Origin of the sequence: Kitasatospora sp. NPDC058444 (genome assembly GCF_042721415.1) — a bacterium.
GTDB lineage: Bacteria > Actinomycetota > Actinomycetes > Streptomycetales > Streptomycetaceae > Kitasatospora.
On the sequence record NZ_JBHXLL010000025.1, the window covers coordinates 84451 to 99169 of the forward strand.

The window sequence follows — 14719 nt, forward strand, 5'->3', positions numbered from 1 at the left end:
CGGAGGAGCGCAGATGTGCACCTGTTGAATGGGAACACCCGTGGCCCGGTGGTCACTTGCCCGGCACCCGGTGCTCGTCCGCCGGAGGTGGACAACACGCGCCGCAGGGGCGTACGGCCGCACCGTACGCCCCTGTCGTCACACCTGTGTCGGCACGCCGCGACCGTGACGTTCGCCGGTGTCACGCCCGCGGCGGGCGGCTCAGAACGCCCGCCAGCCCTGCGGGTCGACCCCGCCCGGGACGGCGCCGCCCGGGCCGTACGGTTCGCGGGTGTAGACGAAGGAGCCGACGTCGAGGTGGCTGACGGTGCCGTCGGGGTGGCGGACCACCCGCAGGGTCTCGCCCGCGTAGTAGTTCTCCACGCCGGTCCAGGTGCCGTCCGGCTCGGGCCGGAAGCGCGAGCCCCGGCCGGTGCCGGTGAGCGGCGTGAGCTCCAGTTCCCGCCCGGGCCGCAGCCGCAGGGCGGTCGGTGCGGCGCCCCAGTACCAGGGGCCGGTGAGCTCCAGCAGCTCCGCGTCAACCTCGGCCAGCGGGCGCCACGGCTCGGGCAGCCGGGGCTCGAGTTCGGCGGTGAGCGCGATCAGCTGGGCGGCCAGCGCGGCGGCGCTGGCGCCGCTGGTGGCGTTGGAGAGGGCGTAGGCGGCCAGGCCGTCGGCCTCGCTGATCCACAGCCCCGCCGTGAAACCGGGCATCGAGCCGGTGTGCCCGTACAGCAACCGGCCCTCGTGGCGGCGCAGTTGCAGGCCGAGACCGTAGCCGATGGTCCACTCGGAATCGTCCGGGGCGACGGCCGGGCGGCGCATCTCGGCGAGGGTGCCGGCGGACAGCACCTTGTCGTCGCCGGCCGTCAGGAAGGCCGCCCAGCGGGCCAGGTCGCCGACGGTGGACCAGAGTTGACCGGCCGGGCCCATCAGGCCGGTGTCGGTGAGCGGCTCGGGCAGCATGACGTCGGCCCAGGGGTGGACGGCGAAGCCCCCGGCGTGCGGGTGCTCGGGCAGCAGCGTGGTGCGGTCCATGCCGAGCGGGGCCAGCACCTCGCGGCGCAGCACCTCGCCCCAGGACTCGCCGCGCAGCCTCTCCACCAGCGCGCCGAGCAGCGCGTAGCCGGGGTTGGAGTAGTGGTACACCCGCCCGGCCGGGTGCTTCAGCGGCCGTTCGGCCTCCAGGATGTCGCCGAGGCCGGGCCGCAGCGTGCCCTCGGTCCGCTCCCACCAGGGGCCGGGGGTCTCGGCGGTCAGACCGGAGGAGTGCGAGAGGAGCTGGGCGACGGTCGCCCCGTCGGCGGGGGTGCCGGGCAGGTGGCGGGAGAGCGGGTCGGCGAGGTCGAGCAGGCCCTCGTCGCGCAGCCGCAGCACCAGCACGGCGACGAAGGTCTTGGTGAGCGAGCCGATCCGGTACTGGACGTCCGGGGTCGGCGCGTGCCCGTCGACCATGCTGCGGGCGCCGCTCCACACCGGCTGTCCGTCCCGCAGCACCCCGGCGACCATCGAGGGCGTGCGCCCCTCGGCCTGGGCGACGGCGAGACGGTGCAGCAGGGCACGGCGGGTGGCGGGCAGCAGCTCACGGGGCAGGTCGGTCATATGGGCTTCTGGACTCATCGACATGTGCACGGACAGTAGCCCAGCCCGGCCCCGGGGCCGACCGATTAACCCGGCCGACGGGTCGACCGGACCCTGGTCCGGGCGACGGATCAACCCGGCCGCGGGCCCGGGCGACGGATCGACCCGGCCCCGGACCCGGCACGGCGCTCAGTCCGGCAGCGGCGGCAGCTCCGGCCGCTCCAGCCACGCCTCGAAGAGCGGGCCGAGCGGGTCGGCGGTGTACCGGGCGGCGTGGGCGCGCAGGTCGGCGGTGGCGACCACGCCGTGCCGGTTGGCGCTCGTCCAGTCCCGCAGCATCGCGAAGAACGTGTCCTCGCCCAGGGCCCGCCGCAGCGCGTGCACCACCAGTCCGCCGCGCTGGTACAGCCGGTCGTCGAACATCAGCTTCCGGCTCGGGTCGGCGAGCCGCAGGTCCTGCGGCAGCCCGGCCAGCAGCCGGTGCGCGGCGGCGGCGTGCACGGCCGCGCCCGGGCCGCCGGCGTGTTCGGACCAGAGCCACTCCGCGTACTTGGCGAAGCCCTCGTTGAGCCAGATGTGCCGCCAGTCGGCGATCGTGACGCTGTTGCCGAACCACTGGTGGGCCAGCTCGTGCGCGATCAGCCGTTCGCGCTCCCAGCCGCCGCCGAGGTGGTTGGTGCCGAAGGTGGCGACGCCCTGCGCCTCCACCGGGACGTCCAGCTCCTCGTCCGCGATCACCACCGCGTACTCGCCGAACGGGTACGGGCCGAAGACCTCGCCGAAGTACGCCGCCATCTCCGGCTGCCGGGCGAAGTCCCGGCCGAACGCGGCGGCCAGCCGCTCCGGAACGTAGCCGGTCTGCGGCACCGCCGGGCGCACCGCCAGCGGTACCGGCCGGTAGTGCCCGATCGACACCGTCACCAGGTACGTCGGGGTGGGCGCGCTCTGCTCGTACACCCAGGTGGTGCTGGACGCCTTGGTGGTGCGCGTCAGCAGCCGGCCGCTCGCCACCACCGTGAACGGCGACGGCGTGGTGACGGCCAGCTGGTAGGTCGCCTTGTCGGCGGGGCGGTCGTTGCACGGGAACCAGGACGGCGCGCCGACCGGCTGGCTCGCCACCAGCGCGCCCTCGGTCAGCTCCTCCCAGCCCAGGCCGCCCCACGGGCTGCGCACCGGCCGCGGGTTGCCGGTGTAGTGCACCTCGACGGTGAACGCCGCGCCCGGCGCGAGCGCCTTGGCCGGGCGGATCCGCAGCTTGCCGCCGCGGTGGGTGTACCGGGCGGCCCGGCCGTCGACCAGCACCCGTCCGATCCGGAACTCGGCGAGGTCGAGCGCGAACTCCGCCAGCGCCGCGTCCGCCACCGCGCTCAGCCGGGCCGAGCCGGCCAGCCGGTTGGGGCCGGGCCGGTAGTCCAGCGCCAGCTCGTAGCGGTGCACCCGGTAGCGGTGGTCGCCGCTGTTCGGGAAGTACGGGTCCGGGGCACCGGCGGCCGCGGGGACGTGCTTGGGCTTCACGGGGGCGTGCGCTTCCTGTGGGCCGGGACGGGGGGACGGGGAGGTGGTCACGACGTGGTCTGCCACGCCTCGATCGGGTTGCCCAGCCACCGCGTGTCGGCGGGGACGGACTCGGCGCGCATCACCAGCGAGGCCGGGCCCAGCGTGCTGCGCGCGCCCACCGTGCTGCCGGGCAGCACGATGCCGCCCGGGCCCAGGGTGGCGCCCTCGCGGAGGACCACAGTATCCATCCGCATGATCCGGTCGTGGAAGAGGTGGGTCTGCACCACGCAGCCCCGGTTGACGGTGACCCCGTCACCGAGGGTGACCAGGTCCGCCTCCGGCAGCCAGTAGCTCTCGCACCAGACCCCGTGGCCGACGTGCGCGCCCAGCGAGCGCAGCCACAGGTTCAGCACCGGGGTGCCCGGCACCGCACCGACCAGCCACGGCACCGCCAGCATCTCCACGAAGGTGTCCGCCAGCTCGTTGCGCCACACGAAGCCGCTCCACAGCGGGTGCTCCACCGCGCGGAACCGCCCGACCAGCACCCACTTGGCCGCCACCGCGACCACGCAGGCCACCGCGCCGGACGCCAGCAGGACCAGGCCCGACAGCAGCGCGGCGGTCAGCGGCGAGCCGGCCGCCAGCCAGGACAGCGCCGCCACGGTCAGCAGACCCAGCGCCCCCGAGGCCAGCACCGGGACCAGCCGGCCCACCTCGACCAGCCCGCGCGCCCACAGCAGCCGGGCCGGCGGCTCGTAGGTCAGGCTCTGGTCGGCCTGGTCCGCCGAGCGCGGCAGCCGCATCGGCGGCATGCCCAGGTACGACCCGCCCTTCTTCGCCTTCGCCGGCGTCGCCGACAGCACGCCCACCAGGCCGCGCTTGGGCACCGCGCGGCCCGGCGCGGTCATCCCCGAGTTCCCGAGGAACGCCCGCTCGCCGACCTTCGCCTCGCCGAGCCGCACCCAGCCGCCGCCCAGTTCGTACGGGGCCATCAGGGTGTCGTCGGCGAGGAACGCGCCGTCGCCGACCGTGGTCAGACTGGGCAGCGCCAGCACCGTGGACACCTCCGCGCCCCGGCCGACCCGCATCCCGAGGGCGCGCAGCCACAGCGGCGTGACCAGCCCGGCGTAGAGCGGGAACAGCACCTCGCGGGCCCGGTCCATCAGCTGGGTGACGGTCCACGCCTGCCAGCCCACCCGGCCGTGCAGCGGGTGCGTCCCGGGCACCAGGCCGATGCTCAGCAGCCGCACCAGCACCACCAGCTGCGCCGCGTACACCGCGCCGAACGCCGGCGTGGCGGGCAGCAGCCCCAGCAGTGCGCCGCCGAGCGCCGGGCCGAGGGCCGCACCCTGGTCGACGAAGCGGGACAGCACGGCCAGCGCGGCGAGCGCGGGCAGCACCGGGAGCAGGCCGAGCACAGCACCGCCGACGCCGTACAGCGCGGCCCAGCGGGCCCGGCGGGCCGGGCGCTCCTTGGGCCAGGTGCGCTCGGCGCGGCCCAGCTTGACGGCGGGCGCGCCGCCCCAGCGCTGGCCGGTCGGCACCTGTCCGGTGACGCTGGAGCCGGCCGCCACCTGGGCGCGCTTGCCGACCCGGGCGCCGGGCAGCAGGGTCGAACGGGTGCCGACCACGGCACCGGAACCGATCTTGACCTGGCCGATCAGCAGCCGGTCGCCGTCCAGCCAGTAGCCGCACAGGTCCACCTCGGCCTCGACCGCGCAGCCGCGGCCCAGCTTCAGCATCCCGGTGACCGGCGGCAGCGAGTGCAGGTCCACCTCGGGCGCGACCTTGGCGCCCAGCGCCCGGGCGTAGCGCACCAGCCAGGCGCCGGACAGCGAGTCCGCGCCGCTCAGCTCGGTGAGCCGCTCGGCGGTCCACAGCCGCAGGTGGACGGAGCCGCCGCGCGGGTGGCTGCCCGGACGCACGCCGCGCAGCAGCAGCCGGGCGCCGCCCGCCGCGAGGGCCAGCCGGCCCGGCGGGGTGTACAGGGCGAGCGCGCCCGCGCCGACCCACCACCAGGAGGCGGTGGGCGCCCACGGGAAGTCGCCGAGGTGGGTGAGCAGGTTCCCGGCCGCCAGCAGGGCGACCGTCCAGCGCAGGCCGACCACGGTGAACAGCGGGATCAGCAGGAGCAGCTGAAGCAGCTTGGCCCTGGTCGGCACCAGGGTGACGGTGCGGGTCTCGGCGCTCTCTCCGGCGGACCGCTCCAGGTGCCGGGCGAGCTTGCGCAGCGTCGGGTGCTGGTAGATGTCCAGCACGGCCACCCTCGGGTAGCGGGTGCGCAGCAGGGTGGTCAGCCGGGCGGCGGCCAGGCTGCCGCCGCCGATCGCGAAGAAGTCGTCGCGCGGGCCGCCGACCCGCACGCCGAGGATCTCCGACCACTGCTCCGCCAGCCAGGCCTCGGTGCCGTACAGCTCCTCGCTCGGGCCGGCGCTCTCCAGCTCGGGCAGCGGCCAGGGCAGGGCGGCCCGGTCGACCTTGCCGGAGGTCCGGGTGGGCAGGGTCTCGACGGTCGCCAGCAGCGGCACGAGGGCGGCGGGCAGCTCGGCGCGCAGCCGCTCGACGGCCTGCTCGCGGTCGAAGCCGTCCTGGACGACCAGGTAGCCGACCAGCAGCTGGTTGCCGCCGCGGGCCGTCCGCACGGCGGCCGCCGCGCCCGCCACGCCGGGCAGGGCCTGCAGGGCCGCGTCGACCTCGCCGAGCTCGATCCGGCGCCCGCCCAGCTTGATCTGCTCGTCGGTGCGGCCGAGGAACAGCAGACCCGCCGGGTCGGCCTGGACCAGGTCACCGCTGCGGTAGGCGCGCTCCCAGCCCAGCGAGGGCAGCGGCGCGTACTTCTCGGCGTCCTTCTCCGGGTCGAGGTAGCGGGCCAGGCCCACACCGCCGATCACCAGCTGCCCGGTGCCGCCGGGGGCGACCGGCACACCGGCCTCGTCCACCACGGCGAGGTCCCAGCCGTCCAGCGGCAGGCCGATCCGCACCGGGCCCTCGCCGGTCAGCAGCGCGGCGCAGGCGACCACGGTGGCCTCGGTGGGGCCGTAGGTGTTCCACACCTCGCGGCCCTCGGTGACCAGGCGCTGCACCAGCTCGGGCGGGCAGGCCTCGCCGCCGAAGATCAGCAGCCGCACCTCGTTGAGCGCCTCGGCCGGCCACAGCGCGGCCAGGGTCGGGACGGTGGAGACCACGGTGATCTCCTGCTCGGCCAGCCAGGGCCCCAGATCGGCGCCGCTGCGCACCTGGGAGCGCGGGACCGGCACCAGGCAGGCGCCGTGCCGCCAGGCCAGCCACATCTCCTCGCAGGAGGCGTCGAAGGCCACCGAGAGACCGGCCATCACCCGGTCGCCGGGGCCGATCGGCTCCTCCTGGAGGAAGAGCGCGGCCTCGGCGTCCACGAAGGCGGCGGCGTTGTGGTGGGTGACGGCCACGCCCTTGGGCTTGCCGGTCGACCCGGAGGTGAAGATGATCCAGGCGTCGTCGGCCGGGGTGGGGCGGCGCTCCAGGGCGGGAGCGCGCTCGCCGGTGGTCGCCAGGCCGCGCCCGGCACCGAGCACGGCGGCGACGGCGGCCTCGCCGAAGACCAGCTCGGCGCGCTCGTCCGGGTCCTCGGCGTCCACCGGGACGTAGGCGGCACCGGCGGCGAGCACCGCGAGGATCGAGACGTACAGGTCGTTGGTGCCGGAGGGCACGCGCACGCCCACCCGGTCGCCCGGGCCGATCCCGGCGGCGGCCAGCCGGCGGCGCAACTGCTCGACCTCGCCGGCCAGGGCGCGGTAGCTGAGCACGGTGTGCCCGTCGTCCAGGGCGGGCTCGTCGGGGTGGGCGCGCACGGTGGCGTCCAGCACGTCGACCAGGGTGCGGGGGGCGGCGGCCGGGCGGCCGGGGAACAGGGCCAGTACCTGCTCGGGGGCCTTTCCGGGTGCGTGCTCGGTGGCCTGCTCGGGTGCCTGCTCGGGACGCGGCGGCGCCGCCTGGGCGGGCTCCTGCGGTGGCGTGGCGTGCTGCTCCGGGTGGCTCGGTTCAGCTGTCATGGCAGCCGTGCGCTCCTCGTCCTCGCCCCGTTCCGACCGATGCCCGGCCCCTGGGGCGGTGGGAGCACCGCCTGATCAGCTGCTCCCACTCCGGGCCGGAGCTGACAACCCGACCGATGGTAGCCCCGGGCGGGTGAGCCGGCAGGAGCGAACACTCGGCCCAACTGGCGCTGGAATGGCCGAATCTGACAAAACGTCAGTCAACAACTGATGCTTCTCGGCATCGATGTGATGAGGCGTCAGAAGAATTGACGGACCGTCAGGTCGATTTCTCGACCGTGATCCACGCCACAGTGATTCCTGCTCCCTTCGGGTGGTGGAAGGTGGCGGGCCGGGATTTCCGGGCCGATTTCCGGATCGGATTCCGGTCCGATTCCGGTGCGGGGCCCGGCCCGCCGTCCTGTCCGGTGCTCAGCGGAACCGGTGCAGGTTCTCGCCCAGGAAGGCCTCCAGCGTACGCGGAGCGCGTCCGGTGAGGCGGAGGAAGCAGCCGTCCGGGGTCTCCTCGCGGACCACCGCGAGCTGCTGGATCTCCACCACGTGGTCAGCCAGCCAGGGCGGCATCCCGGCCCGGCCGACCAGCTGGGCGTGCAGTTCGGACGGGCTCAGGTCGACGTAGCGGACCGGTCGGCCGAGCAGCTCGCCCAGCAGCGCGGTGAGCTCCGGGTAGCTGTACGCCCTGCCACCGGTGAGCGGGTAGGTGCCGCCGGCCGACTCGGGGCGGGTCAGCACCTCGGCCGCGGCGTCCCCGATGTCACGGACGTCCACGTAGTTGCACCGCGCCTGGCCCAGCGCGCCGTGCACCACGCCGGCGGCGGCGATTCCGGGCGCCAGGAGCAGCAGCTTCTGCATGAACGCGTACGGCCGCAGGACGGTGGTGGTGATGCCGGAGGACCGCAGCCGCTCCTCGATCAGGTGGTGGCCGCGGGAGACGGCGACGGGGGAGTCCGGCTCGGCGGCGGGCGCGGAGACCTTGACGATGTGCTCCACGCCGCAGTCGAGCGCCGCCTCGATCGCGTTCAGCTCGTACCGGACCTGCTGCGGGCCGTTGGCCATGGTGAGGAAGAGCTGGTGCGCGCCGCGGAAGGCCTCGCGCAGGGAGGCCGGGTCGGCGGCGTCGGCCGGGAGGGTGGCGGTCCGGGCGAGCGTGCGCTCGTCGAGGGTGGCGGCCAGCCGGGCGGGATCGCGGCTGAGGGCGCGGCTCGGTGCGCCGAGGGCGGCGAGGCTGCGCAGGGTGGCGCCGCCGGTGGCGCCACCGGCGCCCATGATGACGATCATGACGTCTGCCTTTCGGGGTGGGGTGCGGTCTGGGGTCGAAGTGCGGGTTCGGCTCGGGATGCGCTGGGTTGCGCTGCGCCGGACGGCGGCGTGGCGTGGAGCCGGTGCTGCGCCGTGCGGGCAGGCCGGCTGCCGCGCCAGCGCCAGGTGGTGATGGTGGCGGCGATCGCCGAGGAGACCGGCAGGTCGATCGGCAGCCGCCGCGGCCACGGGCTGTCGGCGAGGGCCGGGATCCGCGGCAGCCAGTGGTCGGCGGCGAGGCCGACCGCCAGCCCGAGCGCGGCGGAGACCAGACCGAGGGCTGCGGCGGCGAGCCACCGCGGGGTCCGGGGCGGCCGGCCGCGGACGGGGCGGCGGCGCAGGGCGGCGCCGAGTGTCGCGGCCACCAGGGCGGAGGTGCCGCCGATGGTGGTGAGTGCGGCGGCCACCAACTGTGGCTGCCCGGTGGCGGCGCCGCCGGTCCCGGCCATCGCGGCGGGCATGGCGTAGGCGACCAGGACCTCGCGCCACAGGACGAACGGCGGGGGAGCGCCGGGGGCCTTCTTGCTCATGGGATCGGAGCTTCCTCTCGCTTATGATTAGGCAGCTAAGTATTTGTGCTTAGGTGGCTAACTATTGGGGCTGAAGGGAGGCGGGCCGCCGGCCGGCGGCCCGCCCGGGGCGGATCAGTCCTCGGTGAGTGCGTCCATGCCCGCGACCACGCGGGCCAGCAGATCCAGGAAGGTGCCGCGCTCCTCGACGGAGAGGCCCCCGACCAGCGCCTGCATCCGGGCGAAGTGCTCGGGGGCCAGCTCCCGCAGCCTGTCGGCGCCCCGTGCGGTGAGGATCACCACATTGCCGCGGCCGTCCTCGGTGGACGGTCGGCGGGCCACCAGGCCCTCCCGCTCCAGGCCGTCGACCAGGCCGGTCACGGTCGCCCGGGAGACGCCGAGACTCGCCGCGAGCTGGGAGGGCGACTTCTCGCCGCCGTGGTCCTCCAGGTCCGCCAGCAGCCGGTAGCGGCCGGTGGAGAGGCCGAAGCGGCTGAAGTGCACCTCGCCGGCCTGGCCGAGCCGGGCCCCCGCCGCCATCAGCCGGGTCGCGACCAGGATCGCCTGCGGATCGGCCGCGAGGCCGTAGTGGGCGATCTGGCGGCGGACCTGGTCGAGACTGGGGGCCGTGGGGCCGCCCTCGGAGTGCTGGGTCACGAGAAGTAATATGGCGCCTAACCTGATCCCCGGTCAAGCCGCGTCGTCGGTCTGTGTCCAGGCGGCACGGGGAACGATCCGCGGCGGAGTCCAGTCGGCGTGCCGCAGGACGGTCCGGACCATCGCGCCGGGCGGGGTGAGCCGGATCGCGGCATTGCGCAGGCCGACCGCCAGCGGGTGGGCGAGCTGCTGGCCCATCCGGCCGGCCCGGCGGGCGTCGCGGGCCACGGTCTGGCTGCGCGGGCGGCGGGCCGCGTCGTAACGGGCGAGCGCGTCCTCGACCGTCCGGGCCTCGGCGAGCGCCGCCGCCAGGGTCACCGCGTCCTCCAGTGCCTGGCAGGCGCCCTGGCCGAGGTGCGGCGTCATGGCGTGCGCCGCGTCGCCGAGCAGCGCGACCCGGCCCGACACGTAGGACGGCAGCGGCGTGGCCAGCTCGCTGACGTCGTGGTGCAGCACCGCCTCCGGCCGGGTCGCGGCCAGCAGCGAGGGGATCGGCTCGTGCCAGCGCCCGAAGCGGCGGCGGACCTCGGTCAGCGGGTCCCGGTAGCGGACCCCGGCCGGCGCGTTCAGGACCGCGTGCCACTCGGCGGTGCCGTCCGGGAAGGCGATGTGGCCGAACTCGGCGCCGTGGCCCCAGGTGATCTCGAAGTCGGCCTTCAGGCCGTCCACCGGGCGCTCGGTGATCGCCCGCAGCACCGTCGAGCCGCTGTGGACCGGCCCGGGGTGAGTGGGGAAGAGTCGGCGCCGGAGACGGCTGTTGATGCCGTCGGCCGCCACCAGGAGGTCGGCTTCCAGGGTCGTGCCGCCGACGCCGACCCGGACCCGGGGTGGCCGGGTGGTGTCCCCCTCGGTCACCTCGGTTACCTCGGTCACCTCGGAGCCGATGACGAGGGAGGTGGCGGGCAGCGCCTCGCGCAGGATGCGGTGCAGGGCCGCGCGGGGGATCCCGACGATCGGGGCGCCCAGCTCGCGCTCCAGCGCCGCGCCGTCCATCGCGGCGAGCCGGCGCCCGTCCGGGGTCCGGGTGCCGCCGGTGTACTGGCGGCGGGCGGCCGCCTCGACCGCCTCACCGACCCCCAGGGCGCCGAGCGCGCGCATCCCGTTGGCGGCCAGGGAGATGCCGGCGCCCGCATCGTCCAGGACGTCCGCCCGCTCGACCACGGTCACGTCCCACCCCGCCAGCCGTAGCCCGATCGCGGCCGCCAGCCCGCCGATCCCGCCCCCGACCACCACCGCGCTGTTGCCGCTCATGCCCGGTCCTTCCCGTGTCGCCGTACTGTTTTCTACAGTTGTAGAAGGAGCGTACTACGGGGCGGCCGGCGGCCGGCGGAGGAGCGGCGGAGGGGGCGCCAGGGACATGGTCGGTGGCTGCCGGAGCAAGGCCCGGGTGGTGGCGGGCCGCAGGGGTGGAGGGGGCCCGGGCGGCGGGCGGCCCGGTGGTGGGGCTGCGAGGACGTGACGGACGGAGGTGGGTGACAGAGGGTTCGTCCGGGTGGTGGGGCGAGGTGGTGACGGCGGGTCGGTGGCTGGCCTGGGGCGAGGTGGTGCGTGGCCGGTGCCGCGGTCCCGGTAGAAAGGGGGGATGCGGCGAAACGAGGAGCAGAAGCGGGACGATGCGGGGCGGCCGGACCGGCGGACGGCGCTGGCGGACGCCGCGATCGGGGTGCTGGCGGACCTCGGCGTGCGTGGACTGACCCACCGGGCGGTCGACGCGGCGGCCGGGCTGCCGGTCGGGACCACCTCGGCCTACCTGCGGACCCGGCAGGCCCTGCTCACCGCGCTGGTGCGACGGCTGGTGGAGCTGGACCAGGGCGAGCTGCACGCCATGGGGGAGCAGGTGCCGGTCCGTTCCGCGGCGGAACTGTCCGAGGGGATCGCGGAGCTGATGCGCCGCCGACTCTCCGGTGACGGGCGGCGGCGCTCGCTCGCCCGGTACGCCTGTGCGGTGGAGAGCGTGCGCGATCCCGAGCTGCGCGAGATCCTCGTACCCCGGGAGAACGCCGGGCGCGCCGCCGTCCGTGAGTTCCTCGCCGCCCAGGGCGTGGCCGACCCCGACGGGCGGACGGCCACGCTGCTGGCCTGCATCGACGGACTGGTCTTCGAACATCTGGTGGGCGGCGGCGAGCCCGGGGCGGACGCGATCCAGGGGCTGGTGGCGGCCGCCCTGCGGGGAGCGGCCGCGAGCTGAGCCGCGCCGGCCGCCCGGCCCGGCAGGGCGGGGCCGCCCCTCGTCCGGTCAGGACTCGCGCTCGTGCGGGTGCCTCAGCTCGGCGGCGTAGCCGGCGAGCAGGATGCGCAGGGTGCGGTGGAAGCACTGCTCGGAGTCGAGGCCCTCGCCGGTGGCGAAGGCCTGCGCGAGGCCGGGGTAGAGCTCGTGGTCCAGGGCGGCGAACTGTTCGGGCCGGGGTTCGGTGCCCTCGTGGTCCGGCGTCTCGCCGACCTCGCCCAGTGTGTGCCCGATGGTCCACCGGGCGACGGAGTTGAGCACGTCGAGCGCGTCGCCGAGCGGGACGCCGTCCGCGTGGAGCACGGCGATGCCGCGTTCCAGCAGGGCGAGGGCGGCCGGCGTGGCGACCGGGCGGGTGGCCAGCACGGTGAGCATGGCGGGGTGGTCGAGCAGCAGTCGGCGCAGCTCGACGGCGAAGTCCCGGACCACCTCCGTCCACGGGCCGTGAGGCTCGGCGAACAGACTGCCGGCCGACAGCTCCAGCAGGCGCTCCACCATGCCGTCGAGCAGGGCGGTCCTGCCGGGGACGTAGTAGTAGAGCGTCATGCCCTCCACGCCGAGCGCCGCACCGAGCTTCCGGTTGGAGAGCGCGGCGAGCCCGTGCTCGTCCGCGTAGGCGAGCGCGGCGTCGATGACCTTCTCGCGGGTCAGTCCCGTCCGCGGGCGGGTGCGCCGGGTCGGCATCGGTTCCTCCTTCGCCCGGTGTGCTCCACCGGGGTGTGCGGCTCGGACCCCTTGACAAGTCTTGCAGTGCAAGAAGACAACTACTCGGCGTCAACTTCTTGCACTGTAAGAAAAACTCTGGGGAGGGTGCCCGAGGGAGATCGTCACCATCGCGCTGGTCGAGGGCGACCACGGGTCGGAGTCCGTCGAGGCGTGGACGGAGCGGGTGGCGCCGGTCGAGGCGCTCCGCTTCGAGCGGATCAAGGACCTGGTCGGCCCGCCGACGCCGCATGCCGTTTGCCGGGTCGTCGCCGAGGGCGACCCGTCGCGTCCGGTCGCGCAATAGCGGCGCTCCCGGGCCGCCGGCTGCCCGGGGGTCCAGCTCGCCTGTTCAGGCCCCGTCGAACCCGGACTTCCGTCGGCCGATCGGCGAACCGGATGACGAGACATCAGGTCAATCAACCGTCAAGTTGGTTCATTCACAGAATATTTCGCTTGGGGTTTTGCGTCGGGTGGATGATTTACGCCGCTCCCAGGTCTTCCCACAGAGATCTCCGACTGACAGGCTGGGGCCGCCCTTTTCAGTACGGAGGAGGTTCCTTGTCCCGCATATCCACGCTGGCCGGAGCGGTCACCTGCGCTCTCGCACTTGTCACCGGCACCGCCGTCGCCGCGTCGGCGGCGCCCATCGACCAGGCCCCGAGCCTGGTCGAGGCGAAGGTCGATCCCGTCCCCTGGACGCCGTGCAACCCCGACCCGAGCAAGCCGGACCCCGGCATCTACGACTGCGCCGTCTACCCCGTGCCGCTGGACTACGACAACCCGTCGGGTGAGAAGATCGGCATCGCCATGATGCGGCGGCGGGCGAGCGACCCGTCGAAGCGGATCGGCTCGCTGTTCCTCAACCCCGGTGGCCCGGGCGGCAGTGGTTACCTGTGGGCGACGACCAGCCGCTTCGGTGCCGAGGTGCAGTCCAAGTTCGACCTGGTCGGCTTCGACCCGCGCGGCGTGGCCCGGAGCAACCCGCTCAAGTGCTTCAAGACCCAGGAGGACGCCGACGCGGTCACCAACCGCATGGTCGGCGTGCCGGTCACCAAGGCCGAGATCAACGGGACGCTCGACGCCGACCAGGACTACAGCGACGCGTGCAGCAAGAACGCCGGCCCGCTGATCGAGCACATGTCGACCATCAACGTGGTGCGCGACCTCGACCGGATGCGCCGCGCCGTCGGTGACTCCCAGCTCTCCTTCGCCGGGTTCTCCTACGGCACCCTGATCGGTTCGACGTACGCCAACATGTACCCGAACAAGGTCCGCGCGATCATCGTCGACGGCAACGTCGACCCGAACCTGCGCCTGCACAACGGCATGGAGTACGACCGCCAGCGGGCGAACGGCTTCGAGATCGCCCTGGACGAGTTCCTCAAGCGCTGCCAGGCCGCCGGCGCCCCGCGCTGCGCCTTCGGCGAGGGCGACACCCGGGCCAAGTTCGACCAGCTCCGCGACCACCTGCGGACCAGCCCGATCACGCTGCCGAACGGCTCCCAGGTGACCCTGAGCAGCTTCACCGGGGAGGTGGCCAGCGCCCTGTACTCGCAGGCCAAGCTGGCCCCGCTGGCCAAGTCGCTCCAGGCGACCTACCAGGTGTTCCAGAAGCCGGCCGCGGCCGCCCTGCTGGCCCCGCAGGCGAACGTCTCGGACGAGGACGCCAACCTGCTCTCGGTGGACGTCCCGCGGACGGCGCTGCGGGAGGCCCCGGTCGACTCCGAGTACACCGCGGACGACTCCTACCTGGCCGTCAACTGCCAGGACAAGCCGTACCCCTCCAACGACCGGGTGTTCGCGAACGCGGCCAAGGTCTGGGAGCAGGACATGCCGACCTTCGGTCGCTACCAGGCCTTCGACGCGCCCGCGTGCGCGAGCTGGCCGGCCCCGGCCCGGGACGCCGAGCGCTTCTCCGGCCCGTGGAACAAGAAGACCTCCAACACCGTGATGGTGATCGGCAACCTCTACGACCCGGCCACCCAGTACAAGTTCGCCCAGCGGATGCAGCAGGAGCTGGGCAACGCGGTGCTGGTGAGCGTCGACTCGATCGAGCACTGCGCCGTGGGCCGTAGCAAGGCGCTGAACCAGCTGGTCACCCGCTACCTGGTGGACGGCACCGCGCCGGCGCCCGGCCAGCTGCTGAAGCCGGACGCGGAGATCTTCCCGGCGGTCTGACGGAACGGCCCCCGGTGAGCCGGGGGAGGAGTTGACGATCGTGGTGGTCGGCGGTGCTG

The 14719-nt window shown here is 74.5% G+C and carries 10 protein-coding genes; 2 read left to right on the forward strand and 8 right to left on the reverse strand.

The window, feature by feature from the left end; all coding sequences use genetic code 11:
• Positions 1-201 precede the first annotated feature (201 nt).
• The 7 genes from ACFWP2_RS24835 to ACFWP2_RS24865 all read right to left on the reverse strand — a co-directional run bounded on the left by ACFWP2_RS24835 (position 202) and on the right by ACFWP2_RS24865 (position 10801).
• On the reverse strand, positions 202-1581 hold the full coding sequence (locus tag ACFWP2_RS24835; RefSeq protein WP_380455041.1) for a serine hydrolase domain-containing protein: 1380 nt from the start codon (positions 1579-1581) through the stop codon (positions 202-204).
• 168 nt (positions 1582-1749) lie between these two features.
• Positions 1750-3075 carry a M1 family metallopeptidase gene (locus ACFWP2_RS24840; RefSeq protein WP_380455043.1) on the reverse strand — a complete coding sequence of 442 codons (1326 nt, stop codon included), beginning with the start codon at positions 3073-3075 and terminating at the stop codon, positions 1750-1752.
• 47 nt (positions 3076-3122) lie between these two features.
• On the reverse strand, positions 3123-7085 hold the full coding sequence (locus ACFWP2_RS24845; RefSeq protein WP_380455045.1) for a Pls/PosA family non-ribosomal peptide synthetase: 3963 nt from the start codon (positions 7083-7085) through the stop codon (positions 3123-3125).
• Positions 7086-7496: 411 nt separating this feature from the next.
• The gene (locus ACFWP2_RS24850) at positions 7497-8363 is read right to left on the reverse strand and encodes an NmrA family NAD(P)-binding protein (RefSeq protein WP_380455047.1); all 867 of its coding nucleotides are present in this window, start codon (positions 8361-8363) and stop codon (positions 7497-7499) included.
• Complete coding sequence (locus tag ACFWP2_RS24855; protein WP_380455049.1) at positions 8360-8914, reverse strand: hypothetical protein; 555 nt, start codon at positions 8912-8914, stop codon at positions 8360-8362. Before ACFWP2_RS24855 ends, ACFWP2_RS24850 begins: the two co-directional genes overlap by 4 nt.
• Before the next feature lie 114 nt (positions 8915-9028).
• Positions 9029-9550, reverse strand: a complete 522-nt coding sequence (locus ACFWP2_RS24860) for a MarR family winged helix-turn-helix transcriptional regulator (protein WP_380455051.1) — start codon at positions 9548-9550, stop codon at positions 9029-9031.
• A gap of 33 nt (positions 9551-9583) precedes the next feature.
• Positions 9584-10801: an FAD-dependent monooxygenase gene (locus tag ACFWP2_RS24865; protein ID WP_380455053.1), complete on the reverse strand. Its 1218-nt coding sequence runs from the start codon at positions 10799-10801 to the stop codon at positions 9584-9586.
• 331 nt (positions 10802-11132) lie between these two features.
• Here ACFWP2_RS24865 and ACFWP2_RS24870 point away from each other — a divergent pair, with 331 nt between their 5' ends.
• Positions 11133-11738 carry a TetR/AcrR family transcriptional regulator gene (locus ACFWP2_RS24870; protein WP_380455055.1) on the forward strand — a complete coding sequence of 202 codons (606 nt, stop codon included), beginning with the start codon at positions 11133-11135 and terminating at the stop codon, positions 11736-11738.
• A gap of 48 nt (positions 11739-11786) precedes the next feature.
• Here the strand turns inward: ACFWP2_RS24870 and ACFWP2_RS24875 are convergent, their stop codons facing one another.
• The gene (locus ACFWP2_RS24875; RefSeq protein ID WP_380455057.1) at positions 11787-12461 is read right to left on the reverse strand and encodes a TetR/AcrR family transcriptional regulator C-terminal domain-containing protein; all 675 of its coding nucleotides are present in this window, start codon (positions 12459-12461) and stop codon (positions 11787-11789) included.
• A 579-nt stretch (positions 12462-13040) separates the two neighbouring features.
• On the opposite strand from ACFWP2_RS24875, the gene ACFWP2_RS24880 reads away from it, so the two are divergent.
• Entirely contained in the window at positions 13041-14660 is a 1620-nt protein-coding gene (locus ACFWP2_RS24880) for an alpha/beta hydrolase (protein ID WP_380455059.1), read from the forward strand.
• Positions 14661-14719: the final 59 nt, after the last annotated feature.